The 16004-nt window shown below is 64.7% G+C and carries 17 protein-coding genes and 2 pseudogenes; 5 read left to right on the top strand and 14 right to left on the bottom strand.

Going from position 1 to position 16004, the window contains the following annotated elements; all coding sequences use genetic code 11:
* Positions 1-59: 59 nt before the first annotated feature.
* Entirely contained in the window at positions 60-512 is a 453-nt protein-coding gene (locus M1D34_RS14105; RefSeq protein ID WP_164819204.1) for a MarR family winged helix-turn-helix transcriptional regulator, read from the top strand.
* A gap of 137 nt (positions 513-649) precedes the next feature.
* On the opposite strand, the gene ybaK is transcribed toward M1D34_RS14105, so the two are convergent.
* The 6 genes and pseudogenes from ybaK to M1D34_RS14075 form a co-directional block, all read right to left on the bottom strand.
* Positions 650-1123 carry a Cys-tRNA(Pro) deacylase gene (gene ybaK / locus M1D34_RS14100; RefSeq protein WP_498779555.1) on the bottom strand — a complete coding sequence of 158 codons (474 nt, stop codon included), beginning with the start codon at positions 1121-1123 and terminating at the stop codon, positions 650-652.
* Positions 1124-1126: 3 nt separating this feature from the next.
* Positions 1127-1477, bottom strand: coding sequence for an ArsC family reductase (locus tag M1D34_RS14095; RefSeq protein ID WP_498779553.1), 351 nt, complete (start codon positions 1475-1477; stop codon positions 1127-1129).
* A gap of 196 nt (positions 1478-1673) precedes the next feature.
* Positions 1674-2843, bottom strand: a complete 1170-nt coding sequence (gene tatA, locus M1D34_RS14090; protein WP_498779551.1) for a tyrosine aminotransferase — start codon at positions 2841-2843, stop codon at positions 1674-1676.
* A gap of 97 nt (positions 2844-2940) precedes the next feature.
* Positions 2941-4002, bottom strand: coding sequence for a peptidase M14 (locus M1D34_RS14085; RefSeq protein WP_498779549.1), 1062 nt, complete (start codon positions 4000-4002; stop codon positions 2941-2943).
* Between the two features lie 97 nt (positions 4003-4099).
* Positions 4100-4687, bottom strand: coding sequence for a hypothetical protein (locus M1D34_RS14080; protein WP_028011540.1), 588 nt, complete (start codon positions 4685-4687; stop codon positions 4100-4102).
* A 4-nt stretch (positions 4688-4691) separates the two neighbouring features.
* A pseudogene (locus tag M1D34_RS14075) lies at positions 4692-4917 on the bottom strand (hypothetical protein).
* A 103-nt stretch (positions 4918-5020) separates the two neighbouring features.
* On the opposite strand from M1D34_RS14075, the pseudogene M1D34_RS14070 reads away from it, so the two are divergent.
* The 3 genes and pseudogenes from M1D34_RS14070 to M1D34_RS14060 all read left to right on the top strand — a co-directional run.
* Positions 5021-5212: pseudogene (locus tag M1D34_RS14070) on the top strand (VirB8/TrbF family protein); the annotation flags it as partial.
* A gap of 46 nt (positions 5213-5258) precedes the next feature.
* Positions 5259-5501, top strand: coding sequence for a type II toxin-antitoxin system Phd/YefM family antitoxin (locus M1D34_RS14065; RefSeq protein WP_107607943.1), 243 nt, complete (start codon positions 5259-5261; stop codon positions 5499-5501).
* Positions 5501-5926, top strand: a complete 426-nt coding sequence (locus M1D34_RS14060) for a type II toxin-antitoxin system VapC family toxin (protein WP_003529815.1) — start codon at positions 5501-5503, stop codon at positions 5924-5926. The genes M1D34_RS14065 and M1D34_RS14060 overlap by 1 nt, the downstream gene beginning before the upstream one ends.
* 29 nt (positions 5927-5955) lie before the next feature.
* Here M1D34_RS14060 and guaA read toward each other — a convergent pair whose 3' ends face one another.
* The 3 genes from guaA to M1D34_RS14045 all read right to left on the bottom strand — a co-directional run bounded on the left by guaA (position 5956) and on the right by M1D34_RS14045 (position 8712).
* Positions 5956-7518 (bottom strand): glutamine-hydrolyzing GMP synthase, encoded by a 1563-nt coding sequence (gene guaA, locus M1D34_RS14055; protein WP_010968497.1) that lies wholly within the window; start codon positions 7516-7518, stop codon positions 5956-5958.
* Between the two features lie 106 nt (positions 7519-7624).
* Entirely contained in the window at positions 7625-8263 is a 639-nt protein-coding gene (locus M1D34_RS14050; protein WP_498779546.1) for a 5'-methylthioadenosine/S-adenosylhomocysteine nucleosidase, read from the bottom strand.
* Positions 8260-8712 carry a PaaI family thioesterase gene (locus M1D34_RS14045; RefSeq protein ID WP_010968499.1) on the bottom strand — a complete coding sequence of 151 codons (453 nt, stop codon included), beginning with the start codon at positions 8710-8712 and terminating at the stop codon, positions 8260-8262. The genes M1D34_RS14050 and M1D34_RS14045 overlap by 4 nt, the downstream gene beginning before the upstream one ends.
* 160 nt (positions 8713-8872) lie before the next feature.
* On the opposite strand from M1D34_RS14045, the gene M1D34_RS14040 reads away from it, so the two are divergent.
* The gene (locus tag M1D34_RS14040; RefSeq protein WP_015445544.1) at positions 8873-9424 is read left to right on the top strand and encodes a GNAT family N-acetyltransferase; all 552 of its coding nucleotides are present in this window, start codon (positions 8873-8875) and stop codon (positions 9422-9424) included.
* On the opposite strand, the gene M1D34_RS14035 is transcribed toward M1D34_RS14040, so the two are convergent.
* From M1D34_RS14035 to M1D34_RS14015, 5 genes are all read right to left on the bottom strand, one after another.
* Positions 9373-10506 (bottom strand): DUF1513 domain-containing protein, encoded by a 1134-nt coding sequence (locus tag M1D34_RS14035; RefSeq protein ID WP_010968501.1) that lies wholly within the window; start codon positions 10504-10506, stop codon positions 9373-9375. The two genes, M1D34_RS14040 and M1D34_RS14035, sit on opposite strands and share 52 nt — an antisense overlap.
* A 202-nt stretch (positions 10507-10708) precedes the next feature.
* Positions 10709-11698 (bottom strand): magnesium/cobalt transporter CorA, encoded by a 990-nt coding sequence (gene corA, locus M1D34_RS14030; RefSeq protein WP_010968502.1) that lies wholly within the window; start codon positions 11696-11698, stop codon positions 10709-10711.
* A 219-nt stretch (positions 11699-11917) separates the two neighbouring features.
* Entirely contained in the window at positions 11918-13045 is a 1128-nt protein-coding gene (locus M1D34_RS14025; protein ID WP_010968503.1) for an imelysin family protein, read from the bottom strand.
* Positions 13045-14595, bottom strand: a complete 1551-nt coding sequence (locus tag M1D34_RS14020; RefSeq protein WP_010968504.1) for a di-heme oxidoreductase family protein — start codon at positions 14593-14595, stop codon at positions 13045-13047. Before M1D34_RS14020 ends, M1D34_RS14025 begins: the two co-directional genes overlap by 1 nt.
* A gap of 48 nt (positions 14596-14643) precedes the next feature.
* Complete coding sequence (locus M1D34_RS14015) at positions 14644-15924, bottom strand: imelysin family protein (RefSeq protein WP_498779541.1); 1281 nt, start codon at positions 15922-15924, stop codon at positions 14644-14646.
* Positions 15925-16004: the final 80 nt, after the last annotated feature.

Here is a 16004-nt window from a genome sequence, read left to right as displayed (position 1 = left end):
AGATGCATCTGCATATAACGCAGCTTGCCAAACGCGTCAACATAGATGTAATTGCATCTATGAGCGTAAAAAGGACGGATAGCAGCGAGCCGACCGCGGCCGCGACGGGGGCATGGATCGGTCTGATGCGGGCGCAGCGACGCGCGCTTTCGGCCATCGAAAGGGACTTCAAGGCGGCGGGCCTGCCGCCGCTTGGCTGGTACGACGTGCTATGGGAGCTCGTGAAGGCCGAAGGCGGCCGTTTGCGCCCCTTCGAGATCGAAGCCCGCACGCTGCTTGCCCAATACAACCTCTCCCGCCTGATCGACCGGCTGGAGAAGGAAGGCCTCGTGCAGCGAGAGGCATTCGATGAGGACGCGCGCGGCTGCTGGGTGGTCGTCACCGGGAAGGGCCGTGCCATGCGGGAGCGCATGTGGCAGACCTACGGGCCATCGATCGCGCGTCACGTCGGCGCAAAGCTCGGCGAAGAAGAGGCAGGCGCGCTTGCCTCTCTGCTTTCAAGGCTCGGCTGACACCTGGATCACGATGTCTTTAGGTCGGGTCGACCTAAAAACATGACCGCGATCGATTCCAAGAAGTTGAGACGCGGGATGCGGGCGGAAAACCGCACACACTTTTCCTCATCCCGCACTCGTCCTTTTTAAAGAAATCAGGCGATCAGAGATGCGGCAACCGCACGCAATGCGGCTTGCGCATCCCTGGGCGCAAGCCGCACCTGCAGGCCGCGCTGCCCGCCATTGATGAAAACCAGCGCTTCGGCAAGGGCCGCTTCCTCTATCGCAGTCGGGACCGTCTTTCTTTGCGCGAAGGGGCTGATGCCGCCGACGTGATAGCCGGTGAGCCGCTCGGCGTCCGCCGGTTTCATCATGCTCGCCGACTTGCCGCCGAAGGCTGCGGCGAGCTTCTTCATGCTCACCTCCCGGTCCGAGGGCACGATGCAGCAGACCGGCTTGCCGTCTACCTCGGCCATCAGCGTCTTCAGCACACGGGAAGGGTCCTCGCCGAGCGCCTCCGCCGCCTGCAGTCCGACGCGTTCGGCGCCGGGATCGTAGTCATAGCTGTGAACGGTGAAAATGACGCCGGCCTTTGCGAGGGCCTGCGTCGCCCGGGTCGTCTTCGACATGGTCTACGTCCCGAATTCGGCTTCGTAGAGTTCCGGCTTGAAGCCGACGAGCAGCCTGCCGTGGGCCTCGAGCACCGGGCGCTTGATCATCGACGGCTGCTCGAGCATCAGCGCGACCGCCTTGTCGGCCGTCAGGTCCCGCTTGTCGGCCTCATCCAGCTTGCGGAAGGTGGTGCCCGAGCGGTTGAGCAGCGCCTCCCAACCGAGTTCGGCGCACCAGCGCTCGAGTCGCGCACGATCGATGCCTTCCGCCTTGTAGTCGTGGAAATCGTAGGAAATGCCGCGGCTGTCGAGCCAGTTCAGGGCCTTCTTCATCGTGTCGCAGTTCTTGATGCCGTAGATCGTAACCGTCATGCCGAATCTTCCCGCTCTTCCAGATGCGGGAAGACATAGCCGGGCGCCGCGCGTCGGAAAAGGCCTGGAGACAGGACAGGAGCGGGTTGAGGAAAAGTGTGTGCGGTTTTCCGCCCGCATCCCGCTCGAACCTATCGGAACCGGTCACGTTCATGCTTTTAGGTCGACCCGGCCTAAAAGCATCGTGATCTAGAGATCAGAGACTGGTGAACTTGCCGGCAACCTCGGCGGCTTCCGCCGTCTTCAGCCCGGCGATGTTGATGCGGCCGGATGCCGGCATATAGATGCCGTGCTCGGTCCTGAGCCGCATTACCTCCGCTTCGGAAAGCGGCAGCATGGAGAACATGCCCTCCTGATCGGCGACTGCGCCGAGGCTCTGCCAGCGGGTGCGGAGTCCCTCGGCAAGCGACCGCCGGAGGCCCGTCATCCTGAGCCGCATCGTCTCGAGCTCCTCCGTCCAGTCGCGCCTGAGTTCCGGGTCGTCAAGGATCGTCCGCACGACGGCTGCGCCGTGATCCGGCGGCATGGAATAGCTGGTGCGTGCGAGGCCCGCGAGGTTTGAGCGCACCCTGTCCGCCGAGGCAGACGAGCTGGTCCGCGCGAAGATTGCGCCCGTGCGCTCGCGATAAAGCCCGAAGGACTTCGAGCAGGAAACCGCGACGAGCGCTTCCGGGACCACGCCGAGAAGATGCCGGAGGCCCGCGACATCCTGGTCGAGGCCGCGGCCGAACCCCTGATAGGCGAGATCGACGAGCGGCAGCAGGCCGCGCTCGGCCACCAGCGCGGCGATCTCCATCCATTGTGCTTCGCTCAGGACGCCGCCGGTCGGGTTGTGGCAGCTTGCATGCAGCAGCACCGCATCGCCGGATGCGGCGCCTTCCAGCGCGCTCACCAGGTTATCGAAGATGACCGACTGCGACGGAATGTCGAAGAAGTCGTAGGTGGCGATATCGAGCCCTGCCGCCTTGAAGATCGGCGCGTGGTTCGGCCAGCTCGGCAGCCCGAGCCAGATGCCTCGGCCGCCCATGCGCGCGATGAGGTCCGCCGCCAAGCGGAGCGCGCCGGAGCCGCCCGGCGTCTGGACGCCCGCAACATGGTTCCGCTCGATCGTGTCGCCGCCGACGAGTTCCCAGAGCCGATCGAGAAAGACGAGGTCCCCTTCGGGGCCGATATAGGCCTTGCTGTCCTGTGTTTCGAGAAGCTGCTTTTCCGCCGCCTTGACGGCCCGGAAGATCGGCGTGCGTCCGGTCTCGTCGCGATAGACTCCGACACCGAGATCGACCTTTCCAGGGCGCTCATCCTTCCTGAACAGGCCGATCAGGGCCAGCAAGGGATCGTCGGCTTGGCGGGCGAGGGCGTCGAACATCCGGTATTCCTTGTGGAGCAGTGGATCGGATCATAGTCGTTTCCCCCAGCCGGAAAGGCAAGCGGGTTCCGCGCCGCGACCGGTCGAAACGACAGCCTCAGGCCTCCAGCGTCCCCGGCTTTCGCGCCGCACGCGAAGGCTCGGCGCAGGCGATCTTCATCAGGTCGGACCGGCGGCGGGCGAGACGGGTGGAGACGCGCGTGACGATGAGCCCATCCTGCGGCGCCCGGACCTCGACGGTGCCCCCCGGTACGCCGGGCCTGACCAGGATGGTCGCCAGCAGTTCCCCGGCCTCGACGCTGTCGCCGATATTGCGGTGGAAGAGGATAGCACCGGCCTCCGGTGCGCGGATCATCTCGATATTGTCGAGCGGCACGGCCTTGCCGGCGAAAGCCGGAAGGCCGGCGCCGGTGCTCGCAACGACTCCGCGGCCGGCAAGAAAGCGAAACATGCCCTCGGAGTCCTTGCGCGCAATGTCCGGATAGACGTCGCGCGTGCCGCGCAGTTCCACGGTCACCGACAGGCGGCCGGGCAGGGCGGTCCTGCGCTCGCCTTCGCTCTCGTGCTTCCATGCATGGGCGACCGCCTCCTCGAAGGCCGAGCTTTGCCCGTCGGAGAGGAACACCGCCTCCATGTCGAGGGCCGCGGCAAGGTCGGCGGCCTCCGGCCAGAAGGCCTCGTCGATATAGGCATATTGCAGCCCCTCGTCGTCGCAATGAAGATCGAGCACCAGCTCGGCGCCGAGCGCCATGTCGAGAAGGTGCCGCTTCAATCGATCGATGGCCGAATATCGGTCCGGCTCATCGAGCAGGCCGTCACGCTCGCCAAGGGAGATCAGCGGGAAGTCGCGGTTGAAGTTGGTGCGCGAGCCGAGATCGAAGCGGCCCTGCAGCTCGCCGAAATGCGCTTGCGCGGCGCCGATCGGATTTGCCTGCGGAACGATGGTGATATCGCCGAGAATAGCGCCGTCCTCATCCGCCTGGCGGAGCTTCTCAAGCAGGAAATGCAGAAGCGCGGTGCCCGGCAGTTCGTTGGCATGCAGCGCCGCCTGGATATAGGTGCGCGGCGCCGCAGCACTTGCCCCCTTGAACCGGAACACCGGCAGCCTCCATTCGACACCCGGGGTATCGCCGTCGATGATGATCTCGGAAATGTCCACTTCGTCTCGTCCTCAAATTCGGAAAACCGGTTATGAGGCTTGGCATCGTCGTCTTGCAAGCCCCGACAACGGCTGTAGGCCGTAGCTGCCGCCGATCTCAATCCTCTTCGACCGTCGGAAGGTCGAGAGCCGAGCGCAGCACGCCGACGCCGCGCTTGTAGAGCATCGCATATCGCGCCGGCGCCAGCAGATCGGCCCGGGGCGCAAATCCGGGGATGATTTGGTTGAAAGGAACCGCACCGCAACCGGGCGTGAAGCAATCGCGTTTGCCCTTGGGACACTCGTTGTAGCGGCAGAGGCGACCGAGATAGCGATCGCTTCCCGGCTCGAACAAAAAGGTATCGACCCTGTTGTCCGGAACACTCATACCGGCTCCGGCTTCGAATGCCTGGCGCAAGGAGCGGGCGCATGCCTTGCGCAGTTCGGCGAGCCGCTCTTGCGTGTCGAGCCAGAGCGCCATGTCGAGATCACCGCATTCGTGCCAGACCTCGATGCCGCTGCGGCGGAACTCCCTGAAGCGAGGGACCTCCTTCCAGAGCGGCTTTGCGACCGAGCCGATGACGGCGATCGCCTGAACTTCAGGGAACTCGGCCCACGCGCGGGCGACGATATCCGCCGCCAGGCGGTAATCATGCTGCAGCTTGAGAAGATATCGATTCTGGCTGTCTATCTCGGAGCGCCGCACGGGTTCACCCTAAGAGCTTCATGAAATTGCGCTTGCGACCGCAGCGCGTCTTCAGCGATTCCACATAGATGGCTTGCTCGGCCGCGCCACGCAAGCCGCCGATGCGCGCGAGCAATCGAGCGGCTTCCTCGTGTCTCGGCGATGAACCGTTCGCATGCGGTGGCGATGTCGGCTTTGTCGTTATCGGATAGCGCTTTCACCCTCACCCATTTCCATTCCTGCTTTGCCATGGGCTCCTCTCCGGCGGCATCGGCGAAGCCAGACTATATAGTAGCGTTTCCGAGACAATGGCCGTCGCACGGATATCCTCAGCGAAGATCTGCTAAGAGCTGGATGAGGAAAAGTGCGCTGCTGGCAGCGGAAGTCCGCCTCGATCGCGGCGCGGGCGCGCTCAACGACTACGCCCGCACCAACGATCCCTTCACCAGGGTCGGCCAAGCAGCAGATCGCCGTGGACGTTACCAGCGTCATTCGCGCTTCGCCGATAGTTTCCGCGTCGCTGGCGGCGACATTCACTGGAATTCTTAAATTCAATACGCTATATGACTATCTACATGGTCAGGAGAATGACGTGGCCGCAATCAATCTAGCGGATGCCAAGGCACATCTGAGTGAGCTTGTCGATCGGGTCGAGGCGGGGGATTCGATCGAAATCACCCGGCGCGGAAAGCCTGTCGCCCGGCTTACGGCCGTGGCCAGGCCGCGCAAGCGGATCGATGCAGCCCTGCTCCAGTCGCTTACGGCGACCATGCCGCTACAGTCCGGCAGCGCCGCCGATCTGGTGCGTTCGATGCGGGATGACGATCGCTACTGATGCTCTATCTGGACACGTCGATGATTGTCGCGGCCCTTTCCAACGAAGCGATGACGCCGCGTGTCCAGGGCTGGCTGGCGGAGCAGGATCCGGCTGAACTGCTGATAAGCGACTGGACCGTCACTGAGGTTTCCTCGGCCATGGCGATCAAGCTGCGGACCGGCCAGATCGACCTGGAGCAGCGCGCCGCGGCGCTTGCGATATTCAACAAGCTGGTCGCCGAGAGCTTGACCGTGCTGTCCGTGACGGGCGGACAGTTTCGGGCTGCCGCCAAGTTCGCCGATCAACACATGCTCGGGCTTCGCGCCGGCGATGCGCTGCATCTTGCCGTGGCGTCGGAGCATGGCGCTACGGTTCACACACTCGATCGTCGACTTGCCGAGGCGGGGCCAGCGCTCGGCGTTCCGACGCGACTTATGGTTTGATCGCGACTGACTGCCGGGAGCCTCTTATCTCACTCCCACTCGATCGTGCCCGGCGGCTTCGACGTGACGTCGTAGACGACGCGGTTGATGCCGCGGACCTCGTTGATGATGCGGGTGGCGGCGCGGCCGAGGAATTCCATGTCGTAGTGGTAGAAGTCGGCGGTCATGCCGTCGACGGAGGTGACGGCGCGCAGCGCGCAGACGAATTCGTAGGTGCGCCCGTCGCCCATGACGCCGACCGTCTGCACGGGAAGCAGCACGGCGAAGGCCTGCCAGATGGCGTCGTAGAGGCCGGCCTTGCGGATCTCGTCGAGATAGATCGCATCGGCTTCGCGCAGGATTTCCAGCTTCTCGCGCGTGATGCCGCCGGGGCAGCGGATCGCAAGGCCGGGGCCGGGGAAGGGATGGCGGCCGATGAAGCTTTCGGGCAGGCCGAGTTCGCGGCCGAGCACGCGGACTTCGTCCTTGAAGAGCTCGCGCAGCGGCTCGACGAGCTGCATGTTCATGCGCTCCGGCAGGCCGCCGACATTGTGGTGCGACTTGATCGTCACCGAGGGGCCGCCGGTGAAGGAGACGCTTTCGATGACGTCAGGATAGAGCGTGCCCTGGGCGAGGAAGTCGGCGCCGCCGAGCTTCTTGGCCTCTTCCTCGAAGACCTCGATGAAGAGACGGCCGATGATCTTGCGTTTGGTCTCCGGATCGCTGACGCCTTCGAGCTCGCCGATGAAGCGATCGGAAGCGTCGATATGGAGCAGATGGAGGTTATAGTGCTCCTTGAACATGGCGACGACGTTCGCCGCCTCGTCCTTGCGCATCAGACCATGGTCGACGAGGATGCAGGTAAGCTGATCCCCGACCGCTTCGTGGATGAGGAGGGCCGCCACGGATGAATCGACGCCGCCGGAAAGCGCGCAGATCACCTTCTTGTCGCCGACCTGCTTGCGGATCGCCTCGACCGCCTTAGCGCGATAGGCCGACATGGTCCAATCGCCGGTAATGCCGGCGATCTTGTGGACGAAGTTGGCGATGAGCTTCGCGCCGTCAGGCGTATGCACCACTTCCGGGTGGAACTGGACGGCATAGTACTTGCGCTTTTCATCGGCGATGAAGGCGAAGGGCGCATTGGACGAGGTGGCGACGACTTCGAAGCCCTCGGGCAATGCGGTAACCCGGTCGCCATGCGACATCCACACCTGGTGGCGCGAACCGAGCGACCAGAGGCCGTCGAAGAGCGGGCAATCCTTTTCGACCTCGAGGAAGGCCCGGCCGAATTCCCGGTGATGGCCGCTCTCGACCTTGCCGCCGAGCTGGGCGCACATGGTCTGCTGGCCGTAGCAGATGCCGAAGACCGGCAGGCCGCTGTCGAAGATGACGGACGGCGCGCGGGGCGAGCCGGTATCCAGCGTCGAGGCCGGGCTGCCGGACAGGATCACCGCCTTCGGCTTCAGACGATGGAAGCCTTCCTCGGCCGACTGGAACGGCACGATCTCGCAATAGACGCCGGATTCGCGCACGCGCCGGGCGATGAGCTGCGTCACCTGGCTGCCGAAATCGACGATGAGGACGGTATCGGGATGGGCTGTCTGGGTCATAGCGGGCCTTCAAGCAAGCTTGATCATGGCGAGCCTTTAATGAAAGCCCGCTGCCGGCGCAACGATAACATTGCACCCGGACAATCAAGCATCCGCTACAGAACGCTCAGAGCTGGATCTCGCCTTTCTCCAGCGCCGCCTCCAGCTGGTCGACGGCGGCCGCAAGCTTCTCGTCGATGACGTGCAGATACTCGGTCCAGTCGCCGACATGCTTCAGTTCCGCCTTGCCGTCCGAGATGCCGCGGAGCCCTATGAGCGGAACGCCGAAAGCCTGGCAGGCGCGCAGGACTGCGAAGGTCTCCATCTCGACCATGTCGGCGTCGATCTGCTCATAGGCGTTGCCGGAGACGATATCGGCGCCGGTCGAAAGCCGGGCCTTCCTAACGCCGGGAATGCTGAGCGGCAGTTTGACGACCGCCGGCAGATCGAGAAAGGGCGTTGCGCCCTTCTCGAAGCCGAGCGGAGAGGCATCCATGTCGCGATAGGCGACGGAGATCGCCTGGTAGACTTCGGTCTGTTCGAGCGTCGCGGAGCCGGCCGAGCCGAGCGACACGACGAGGTCCGGCAGGCTGCCTTTGGCGTCGAGCTCCGCAAGCGCCCGGGTCAGGGTTACGGCCGCTTCGACCGGACCGACGCCCGTCATCAGCGGCGCCATCCGGGCTCGGAGGCAAGGGCCGTACTCCGCATCCACGGCCATCGCATAGAGGATGCTTCTCCCCGCTATGGCCTTCAGCTCGAAATTCATCCCTCGATCCCCTCGCGTCCCCGCACCACCATCATCGTTCCGGTCATCGAGGCGATGAGCTTGGCGGGTCCGTCGGGCCTGACCGCATAGGCCCGCCCGTCGGAAACGATGATGGTCGTGCCGGGCTTCGTCACCTCGCCGCGAAACAGGAACCGCTCGCCGCGTCCGGGCGAGAGAAGATTGACCTTGAACTCGATCGTCAGCAGCGATGCCTCGGGGTCGATCACCGAATAGCCGGCATAGGTCCCCGCCGCATCGAGCGCGGCGGAAATCACACCGGCATGGAGAAGGCCGTGTTGCTGCGTCAGCTTGGCATCGAAGGGCAGCTCGATCTCGACCGTTCCCGGCTCGACGCGCGTGAGCTCGGCCCCGATCGTGCGCATGGCGGCCTGTCGCCTGAAGCTTTCCCGGATGCGCTTCTTGAAGTCGGGGGGATCGCTCTCATCCATCGGTCGGCCGGCCTTGATTTCCTCGGAGCACCACTGTGCGAGTTTTCCGGACACTGGCATGCCGGTTGCAGCGCGGCAAGCGTAATTCAAACGCACCGGGGACGATCATTTCCAGCCGTTCATGGTTTTGCGGCGAAGCGGCGACACCTATATGTTGCCTATGAAGAGCTTCCGGCGCATCGAAATCCGGCCGGCCGTTCCCGACGATCTCATGATGATCGCTTCGGTCCTGGTCAGCACCTGGCGTGCGACGTTTCGCGGCATCATCGCGGATGCCTATCTCGACGCCATGACCGTTGAAGATCAGGCCATCCGGCACGCGCGGCGCATGCGCTTTCCGGGCTCCTTCATGATGGCCGCCGCCGACATGGCCGAAGGGCGGGTGATCGGCTTCGCCAATTACGGCAAGGCCAGGGGCATGCCGCCCGCTTTCGATCGGGAACTCTACGAGCTCTATCTCCTGCCGGAGTTCCATGGCGCCGGGCTCGGTTCCGCCCTGGTGCGCAGCGTCGCCGCCCATTGCCGCGAGACGGGGGGCACGTCGCTCTTTGCCTGGGTGCTGAAAGACAACCCCAACAGGGCCTTCTACGAGCGGCTCGGTGCCCGCGCGGTGGGCGAGGGCCGGGTCGGCGTCGGCAGAGAAAGCCTGGATCAGGTTGCTTATCGCTGGGATGATCTCGTGACGCTCTCGGACTTCGGTGCGTCGACCTGATCGCCGAGCCGGACGATGTGCTGGTCCCAGGCGACGGCACTCACGCGCTTCTCGAACCGGCCGCCATAGGTGGAGACGGCAAAACCGTGCTTCGCCGCGGCAACGCCTGCTGCGTCCGTTACCTGTTCCTCCCTGAGGACGGCGCCCGTTTTCGCGTCCAGGGTGACGGCGACGTTGCCCTTGGGAGAGGTGAGGCCGACCAGTCCGTCGCGGCGGTTGACCGCGATGGCACCGACATAATTGGCGAGCGCCGCCGTGGTGCGTTCCGGCAGACCGACGAAGGTCAGGTCCTCGCCCTTGGCGAAGTGCCCGACCAGCGGCGGAAGGTCGTTGCGCGCGCCCTCGTATTGGCAGGCGAACCAGACACGTCCGTCAGCGCCGATGTCGACATGGCGGGTCGAAAGGCGGTTGAGATCAGGCGGCAGCACATGCTTCTCGATGAGCGCCCCCGTCGCGGCGTCTACGAGGGCGAGGCTCGGCTGCATGCGGTCGAGATTGAGCTTGGTGCGGCCGAAATCGGGGTGGGTCTCGATGCCGCCATTGGCGATTGCGAGGGTGCGTCCGTCGGCGGCCAACGTCATGTCGTGGGGGCCGATACCGTAAGTCGGGAATTCGCCGATCCGGGCAAAACCCCGGCGGCCGTCATAGATGCCGACCATGCCGCGATTGGCGGAGAAGTCGTTTTCGGTCGCATAGAGCAGACGGCCGTCGGCCGAGAAGCAGCCGTGCCCGAAGAAGTGGCGGCCCTCGGCGGAGGTGATGACGACCGGCTCGGCGGCGCCGTCCGGCGCAAAGATCATGGCATAGGTGCCCGGCCGCCGGGCAAAGGCGACCGCCCGCCGGCTTGCCGGGGAGAAGGTCATGCCGTGCGCACGCGCCGGCAGCAGCCTCCGCTCCACGATCTCGCCCGCTTCCGTGAGCGTCGCGACCCCGTAGCTGCCGTCCGGCGCCATGAAGGCCGAGGCGAAGACGGCATCGGCCCTTTCCAGGGCAAAGGCGCCCCGGGGGGAAAGCGCCGCCGCCCAGGCGGCACCCGCCATTTTAACGAAGCTGCGGCGGTCGATGAGGGTATTGGTCTTCATGCGATTTCCTGCAACGGGCGGAGACGAGGCGAAAACCCCTCCCCACAAGGCCACAAGGGGGAGCGGCTTTGCCCCGCGGCGACCCCAGCCATTTTCCACCGTCGCGCTTGGCGCGACGGATTGGTGGATCGGGGCGGGGTGGCCTTGCCGGCCCCTCCCCCTTGTGGGGAGGGGTCTTTTGACCTTAGGCTCGACCTCCACCTTACAGCCAACCTCGGCGTTTGAAATAGACATACGGCAACAGGGCCGAGGCGATCATCAGTATCAGCGCATAGGGATAGCCGAACCGCCAGGTGAGTTCCGGCATCACCTCGAAGTTCATCCCGTAGATCGAGGCGACGAGCGTCGGCGGCAGGAACACGACGGCGGCGACCGAAAAGATCTTGATGATCTGGTTCTGCTCGAGGTTGATGAGCCCCAGCGTCGCGTCGAGCAGGAAATTGATCTTGTTCGACAGGAACAGCGCGTGGTCTCCAAGGGATGCCGCGTCGCGCTGAACGAGCTTTATCCGTTGCCGGCTCTCCTTGGCCGCCTTGCGGGGCGTGCTCCCTTCGATGGCGACGTGATAGGCGACGAGCCTGCCAATGCTGACGAGGCTTTCGCGGATGACGGTCAACAGGTCGCCCTTCTGGCCGATCTGCTCGATCAGCGACTGCAGGTCGCGCGTCTTCTTGGTGGCGCTGGCGTTCGACTTGCGGAAGACCTCCCGCGAGATCTGATCGACGTCGTTGCCGGCGCGCTCCAGGGCATCCGCCGTACGGTCGATCATCGCCTCCAGCAGGCCGAGCATCACGAGCTCTCCCGTCTCGCAAGCCGCGCCGTTCGGCTTCATGATGCGGTTGGCATAGACCTGGAAGGGCTTCGGTTCCGCGTGGCGGACGGTCACGAGTGTCGCGCCTTTGAGGATGAAGGTGACGGGCACCTTGGCCGGGTAATCGCTGTCGAGCTTGGCGGTCGCCGTCATCGTCATGAACTCGGCGCCGTCCTCCTGGTACAGCCGGTCGGAAAGTTCGATTTCCTGCATCTCGTCACGGGTCGGGATGGCAATGCCGAGGCGCTCCTCGACAAGGCGCGTTTCCTCGCTCGACGGATTGAAGAGATCGAACCAGATCACCGGTTCCTGGCATGCCAGGCCGTCGAGGAGGTCGACGAGCACAAGACGGCTGTTCTGGCTTTTGTAGATGCGCAGCATTTCAGGGCTCCATGGGGCCGAGTCATCCGACCGGCGGAGCCCTGATCAAATCAGGTCCGGACGGCCGTGAGCATGAAGGCTCGACTTCGACTGTCGGGGTTCATCTTGAGTTGATCCTTGTTGGTGAGACATGTCCGCGCGGGCGGCCATGGGTGCGCTTTGCTCCGAAATGCCCTGCTTGTCAACCATCGGGTTCCGCAGCGTTTTCACGTTCCCGTGTCAGTCCCCGTCGGCGAAGGAGAAACCGGCGCCAAGCCCGATCGAACCGCCGAATTCGCGATTGAGCCGGTCGAGCAGATCGGCCGTGTTGAGCGCGATGAAATCGAGCGTGGCGCGCTGCCTCTCATCGGCAAGCGCTGCGCCGACAGGCCCTTCGATCCGGTCGGCAGCGGCGATCAGAGCTTTGAAGAGGAAGTCGATCGAGCCCGCGATCGAACGGCTGTCAGCCGGCAGAAGGCGCTCCATGCCGGCCGTATCGAAGAGCCTGTGCAGGGCGCTGAAATTGGCGGAGATCGCCGGCATCGTGTTGGCCGAGCGCCAGTAGATCGCAAGCTTCGGATGGCCTTTATCGGGCTTCCCGTCGACCGTTCCGGCGTAGAAGGGCCGCAGCCTCTGATCCTTTATCATCTCGACGCTGTGGACGAGGACGCCCAGAAGCGCGGTCGCGGCTTCCTTGTTGTCGCGAAAGAGCGGATTGCCCGGGCCTGGCTCCTTCCATGCGGCCTGGATGCCGTCCGGCTTTTCCCATTCCGCAAGGAACTCGCCTGCGATGCTCCTCAGGTTTTCCGAGACGGCAAGCCCATAGCGGCAGCGAAAGCCGCCGTTTTCGCCGGAGAGGGCTTCCGCACCGGTGCCGTAGAGCACGAATTCGAGCGCCCCGAGCCCCTGGACCGCGACGCTCTTCCCCTTGAGATTTTCCGCCCTGGCGGCGCTCTCGTCTTTATTGGCGAGGATTGCCTGCACCTGCTTCAAGCCCGTGCTCTTCCGGTCGGGATAGAAGAGGAAGCGTTCGAAACGATTCTGCTCGAGGGCCGGACCGAGGCGGATGATCTCGATTGTGGACCACGTTTCGACGACGTCGGAGAAGGCCGACCGCGCGGCTTCGAGCGCGGCCTCGGAAGGTGACTTGCAGAGCGCGGCGCTCGCTTCGGAGAGGGCGTTCGTCGCCCGCGCGAGATCGCGATAGCCGGGAATGATGAAGCCGTCCACGGCCTGCGTCATCACGCTCGGCACGGCCGCCTCCTCGACGACGCGCGGGGAAAGCGCACCGCCTTCCTGCGCCGCCGCGGGGGCACCCAGGAATATCAGGCCAAGGGCGAGGGGAAGGCTCGCGAAGGGAAGGCGCATCAGAGGGACTCCAGGAATGTGATCAGGGCTTTGCGGTCGTCCTTCGGCATGGCGGCGAAGGCATTGCGTGCCTTCGCCGCTTCGCCGCCGTGCCAGAGTATGGCTTCGGCCAGATTTCGGGCGCGTCCGTCATGGAGAAGGAAGCTGTGCCCACTGACGGTCTTGGTCAAGCCTATGCCCCAAAGCGGGGGTGTGCGCCATTCGCGGCCACTGGCCTCGCCGACCTGCTGGCCGTCGGCGAGGCCTTCGCCCATGTCGTGCAGGAGGAAGTCGGAATAGGGCCAGATGAGCTGAAACGCCTGCGCCTGGTGCGTGGCGTCGCGGCGGGTCACGAATTTAGGTGCGTGGCAGGCGGCGCAGCCGGCGTCATGGAAGAGCCGTTTGCCCCTCAAGGTTTCCGGAAATCTCGCCTTGCGGCGAGCAGGCACGGCAAGATTGGAGGAATAGAACGTCACGAGGTCGAGCACCGGGTCGGGCGCTTCGACCGCTCCGAGCCGCGGCTGCACGCCGTCCGGCAGATCGAGGCAGCCCGTCTGGGCAGCCGTGCAATCGCCATGACTGCGGTCGAGATCGGAGGTGGAGATGCCGATATCGACGGCAAAGGCATCGGCGACCTGCTGGCGCACGGACGGGTTCTGCGCTTTCCAGCCGAAGCGGCCGAGGGTGACGAGGCCGGTCCGGCGCTCGCGCACGAGGGCCGGCCGTCCGCTGATGCCGTCGCCGTCGCGATCCTCCGGATCGGCGCGCGCCAGAATGTCGGCCTCGTGGATGGCCTCGATGAGACCGATGCCGATCATCGGCGAGGCGACGCGCGGCGACAGCGTCGTGGCCGCATCGAGCGGTCCGTAACCGGGATCGGCGATCGCGTAATGCGGCTTGCGGAGCGGGACCGTTTCGCCGCCGGCAAGCGTCACCGGTTCTTCCGTATAGGTGATGTCGAGGCGGCCCTCGGCAGCAAGCCCCGGCACGGCGCTGTCCTGAAGCTGAGCACCATAGACCGGGTCGGGAAAGTTGAGCCGTGCATGGGAGGCGAACTCCGCGCGCTCGGCATCGTCGCGCGGGGCACGGGCGAGCCGAAAGAGCATCGACGTCGCGTCGACGGCCCCCTCGGGCGGACGGCCGCGTCCGTCGCGGACATGACAGCTCTCGCAGGCCCTCGCATTGTAGAGCGGCCCAAGCCCGTCCGAGGCCTGCGTGGACGACGGCGAGGAGACCCAGAGTTTTTCGAAGAGCGCCTTGCCGAGGTGGAAATCCTGCTCGTCCTCGAAAGGGAGATTGGCGGAGGCGTGCGAAAAGGCCCTCCGGTCGGGAGGTGCAGGCGTCGTCGCAGCGCCGCCCGGCATCGACTCGAATGGCTCAGGTCTGGAAAAATCGGTGGTTGGGCGCGTGACCGTCAGGACGCGCTCGAGGTCATGGGCGGAAAGGTCGTCGCGAACAGGCGCGCACCCGACACCCGCCCTTTGCGCGATACCGCCATCGCACGACGCCGCGGGGGCGAAGCCAATGAGCGCGGCAACGGTTAGCGCTAGAAAGCGGGCGATCGTTCTCATCGAGGGAGGCCGGGCCGCCACCTGTCCGTCGCGGCCCGTCTTTTCAGCTTATTGGAAGACGGCGCCAGGATTATCCAGGCTGTCGGAACCTTCAAGTTCCACCGTGCCGAGATCGAGCGCGGCGATGACGCGTTCGACGGTCTTCGCCTGGGCGATCAGCCCGTCGATCGCCGCCTGAACCGTCGCATTGCCCTCCGCGTTGCCCTCGCCGATCATCTGGTCGTAGGCTTCGCCCGTTTCTGCGCGCTTGGCCATCACCTGCATCTTCTCGACCGTTGTGGCGAGACCATCCTTCATTTCCTTGTCGAGGGCCGCGTCCTTGGCCGCGACGAGCTCGGAAAGCGAAGGGCCGGTAAGCTTGCTGCCGTCGACGCGGGTATATTCGCCGCTATAGGCCGACTGGATGCCGATCGCGTCGTGCAGGTGCGAGTTGTGGGTATTGTCGGAGAAGCAGTCGTGCTCCTCTTCCGGATCGTGGAGGAGCAGGCCGAGCTTCATGCGCTCGCCCGCGAGTTCGCCATAGGAGAGCGAGCCCATGCCGGTAAGGATCGCCACGAGGCCGGCCTTCGGATCCGCCTCGACCGCCTTGGTCGCAGCGCCGTCCGGCGTCCAGTTCGCGACCATCTCCTCGAGGTCGGAGACGAGCAGGCTCGTCGCTGCCTTCAGATAGGCGGCGCGGCGGTCGCAATTGCCGTTGGTGCAGGCCTTGGTGTCGAAATCCGTATAGGGCCGGTTGCCGGCGCCCGGGCCCGTTCCGTTCAGATCCTGCCCCCACAACAGGAATTCGATCGCGTGATAGCCGGTCGCGACATTCGCCTCGATGCCGCCTGCCTCCTGCAGCGTGCCGGAGAGGAGCTCCGGCGTGATGTTCGTGGCATCGACATCCTGTCCGTCGACCTTGATCGTCTTGTTGGCGATCACATTGGCGGTGAAGAGGGCGTTCTCATCGCTCTCGGTGCCGTAGCTGGCGTCGACATAGTCGATGAGGCCCTCATCCAGCGGCCAGGCATTCACCTTGCCTTCCCATTCGTCGACGATCGTGTTGCCGAAGCGATAGACTTCGGTTTCCTGATAGGGGTTGCGTGCCCTCAGCCAGGCCTCCCGCGCGGCCTTCAAGGTCTCCTCGCTCGGGCCTGCGATCAGTGCATCCACGGCCTTTTCCAGCGCTTCTGCCGTGGCCAGTGCATCTTCGTATTTGGCGTGCGCAACGGCCGCGTAATGCTTGACGACCGCGGCTGCGTCCGTCGCCGCATTCGCCGGCTGCAACGCCAGCGCCGATGTCGCCGTCATGAGCGCCAGCGCCGCGGCGCGGATGAAATTCTTGGACATGACCCTCTCCTTGTTGCTCGTCGATAGAGCGTACAGCTCCAACCCCGTGAAAAGCGCAAGAGTCATGGACCAAAAGTAAA

This window comes from Ensifer sp. D2-11 (assembly GCF_054161295.1).
The sequence above is the reverse complement of the archived record's forward strand: the minus strand, read 5'-3'. Positions and strand labels throughout refer to the sequence as shown.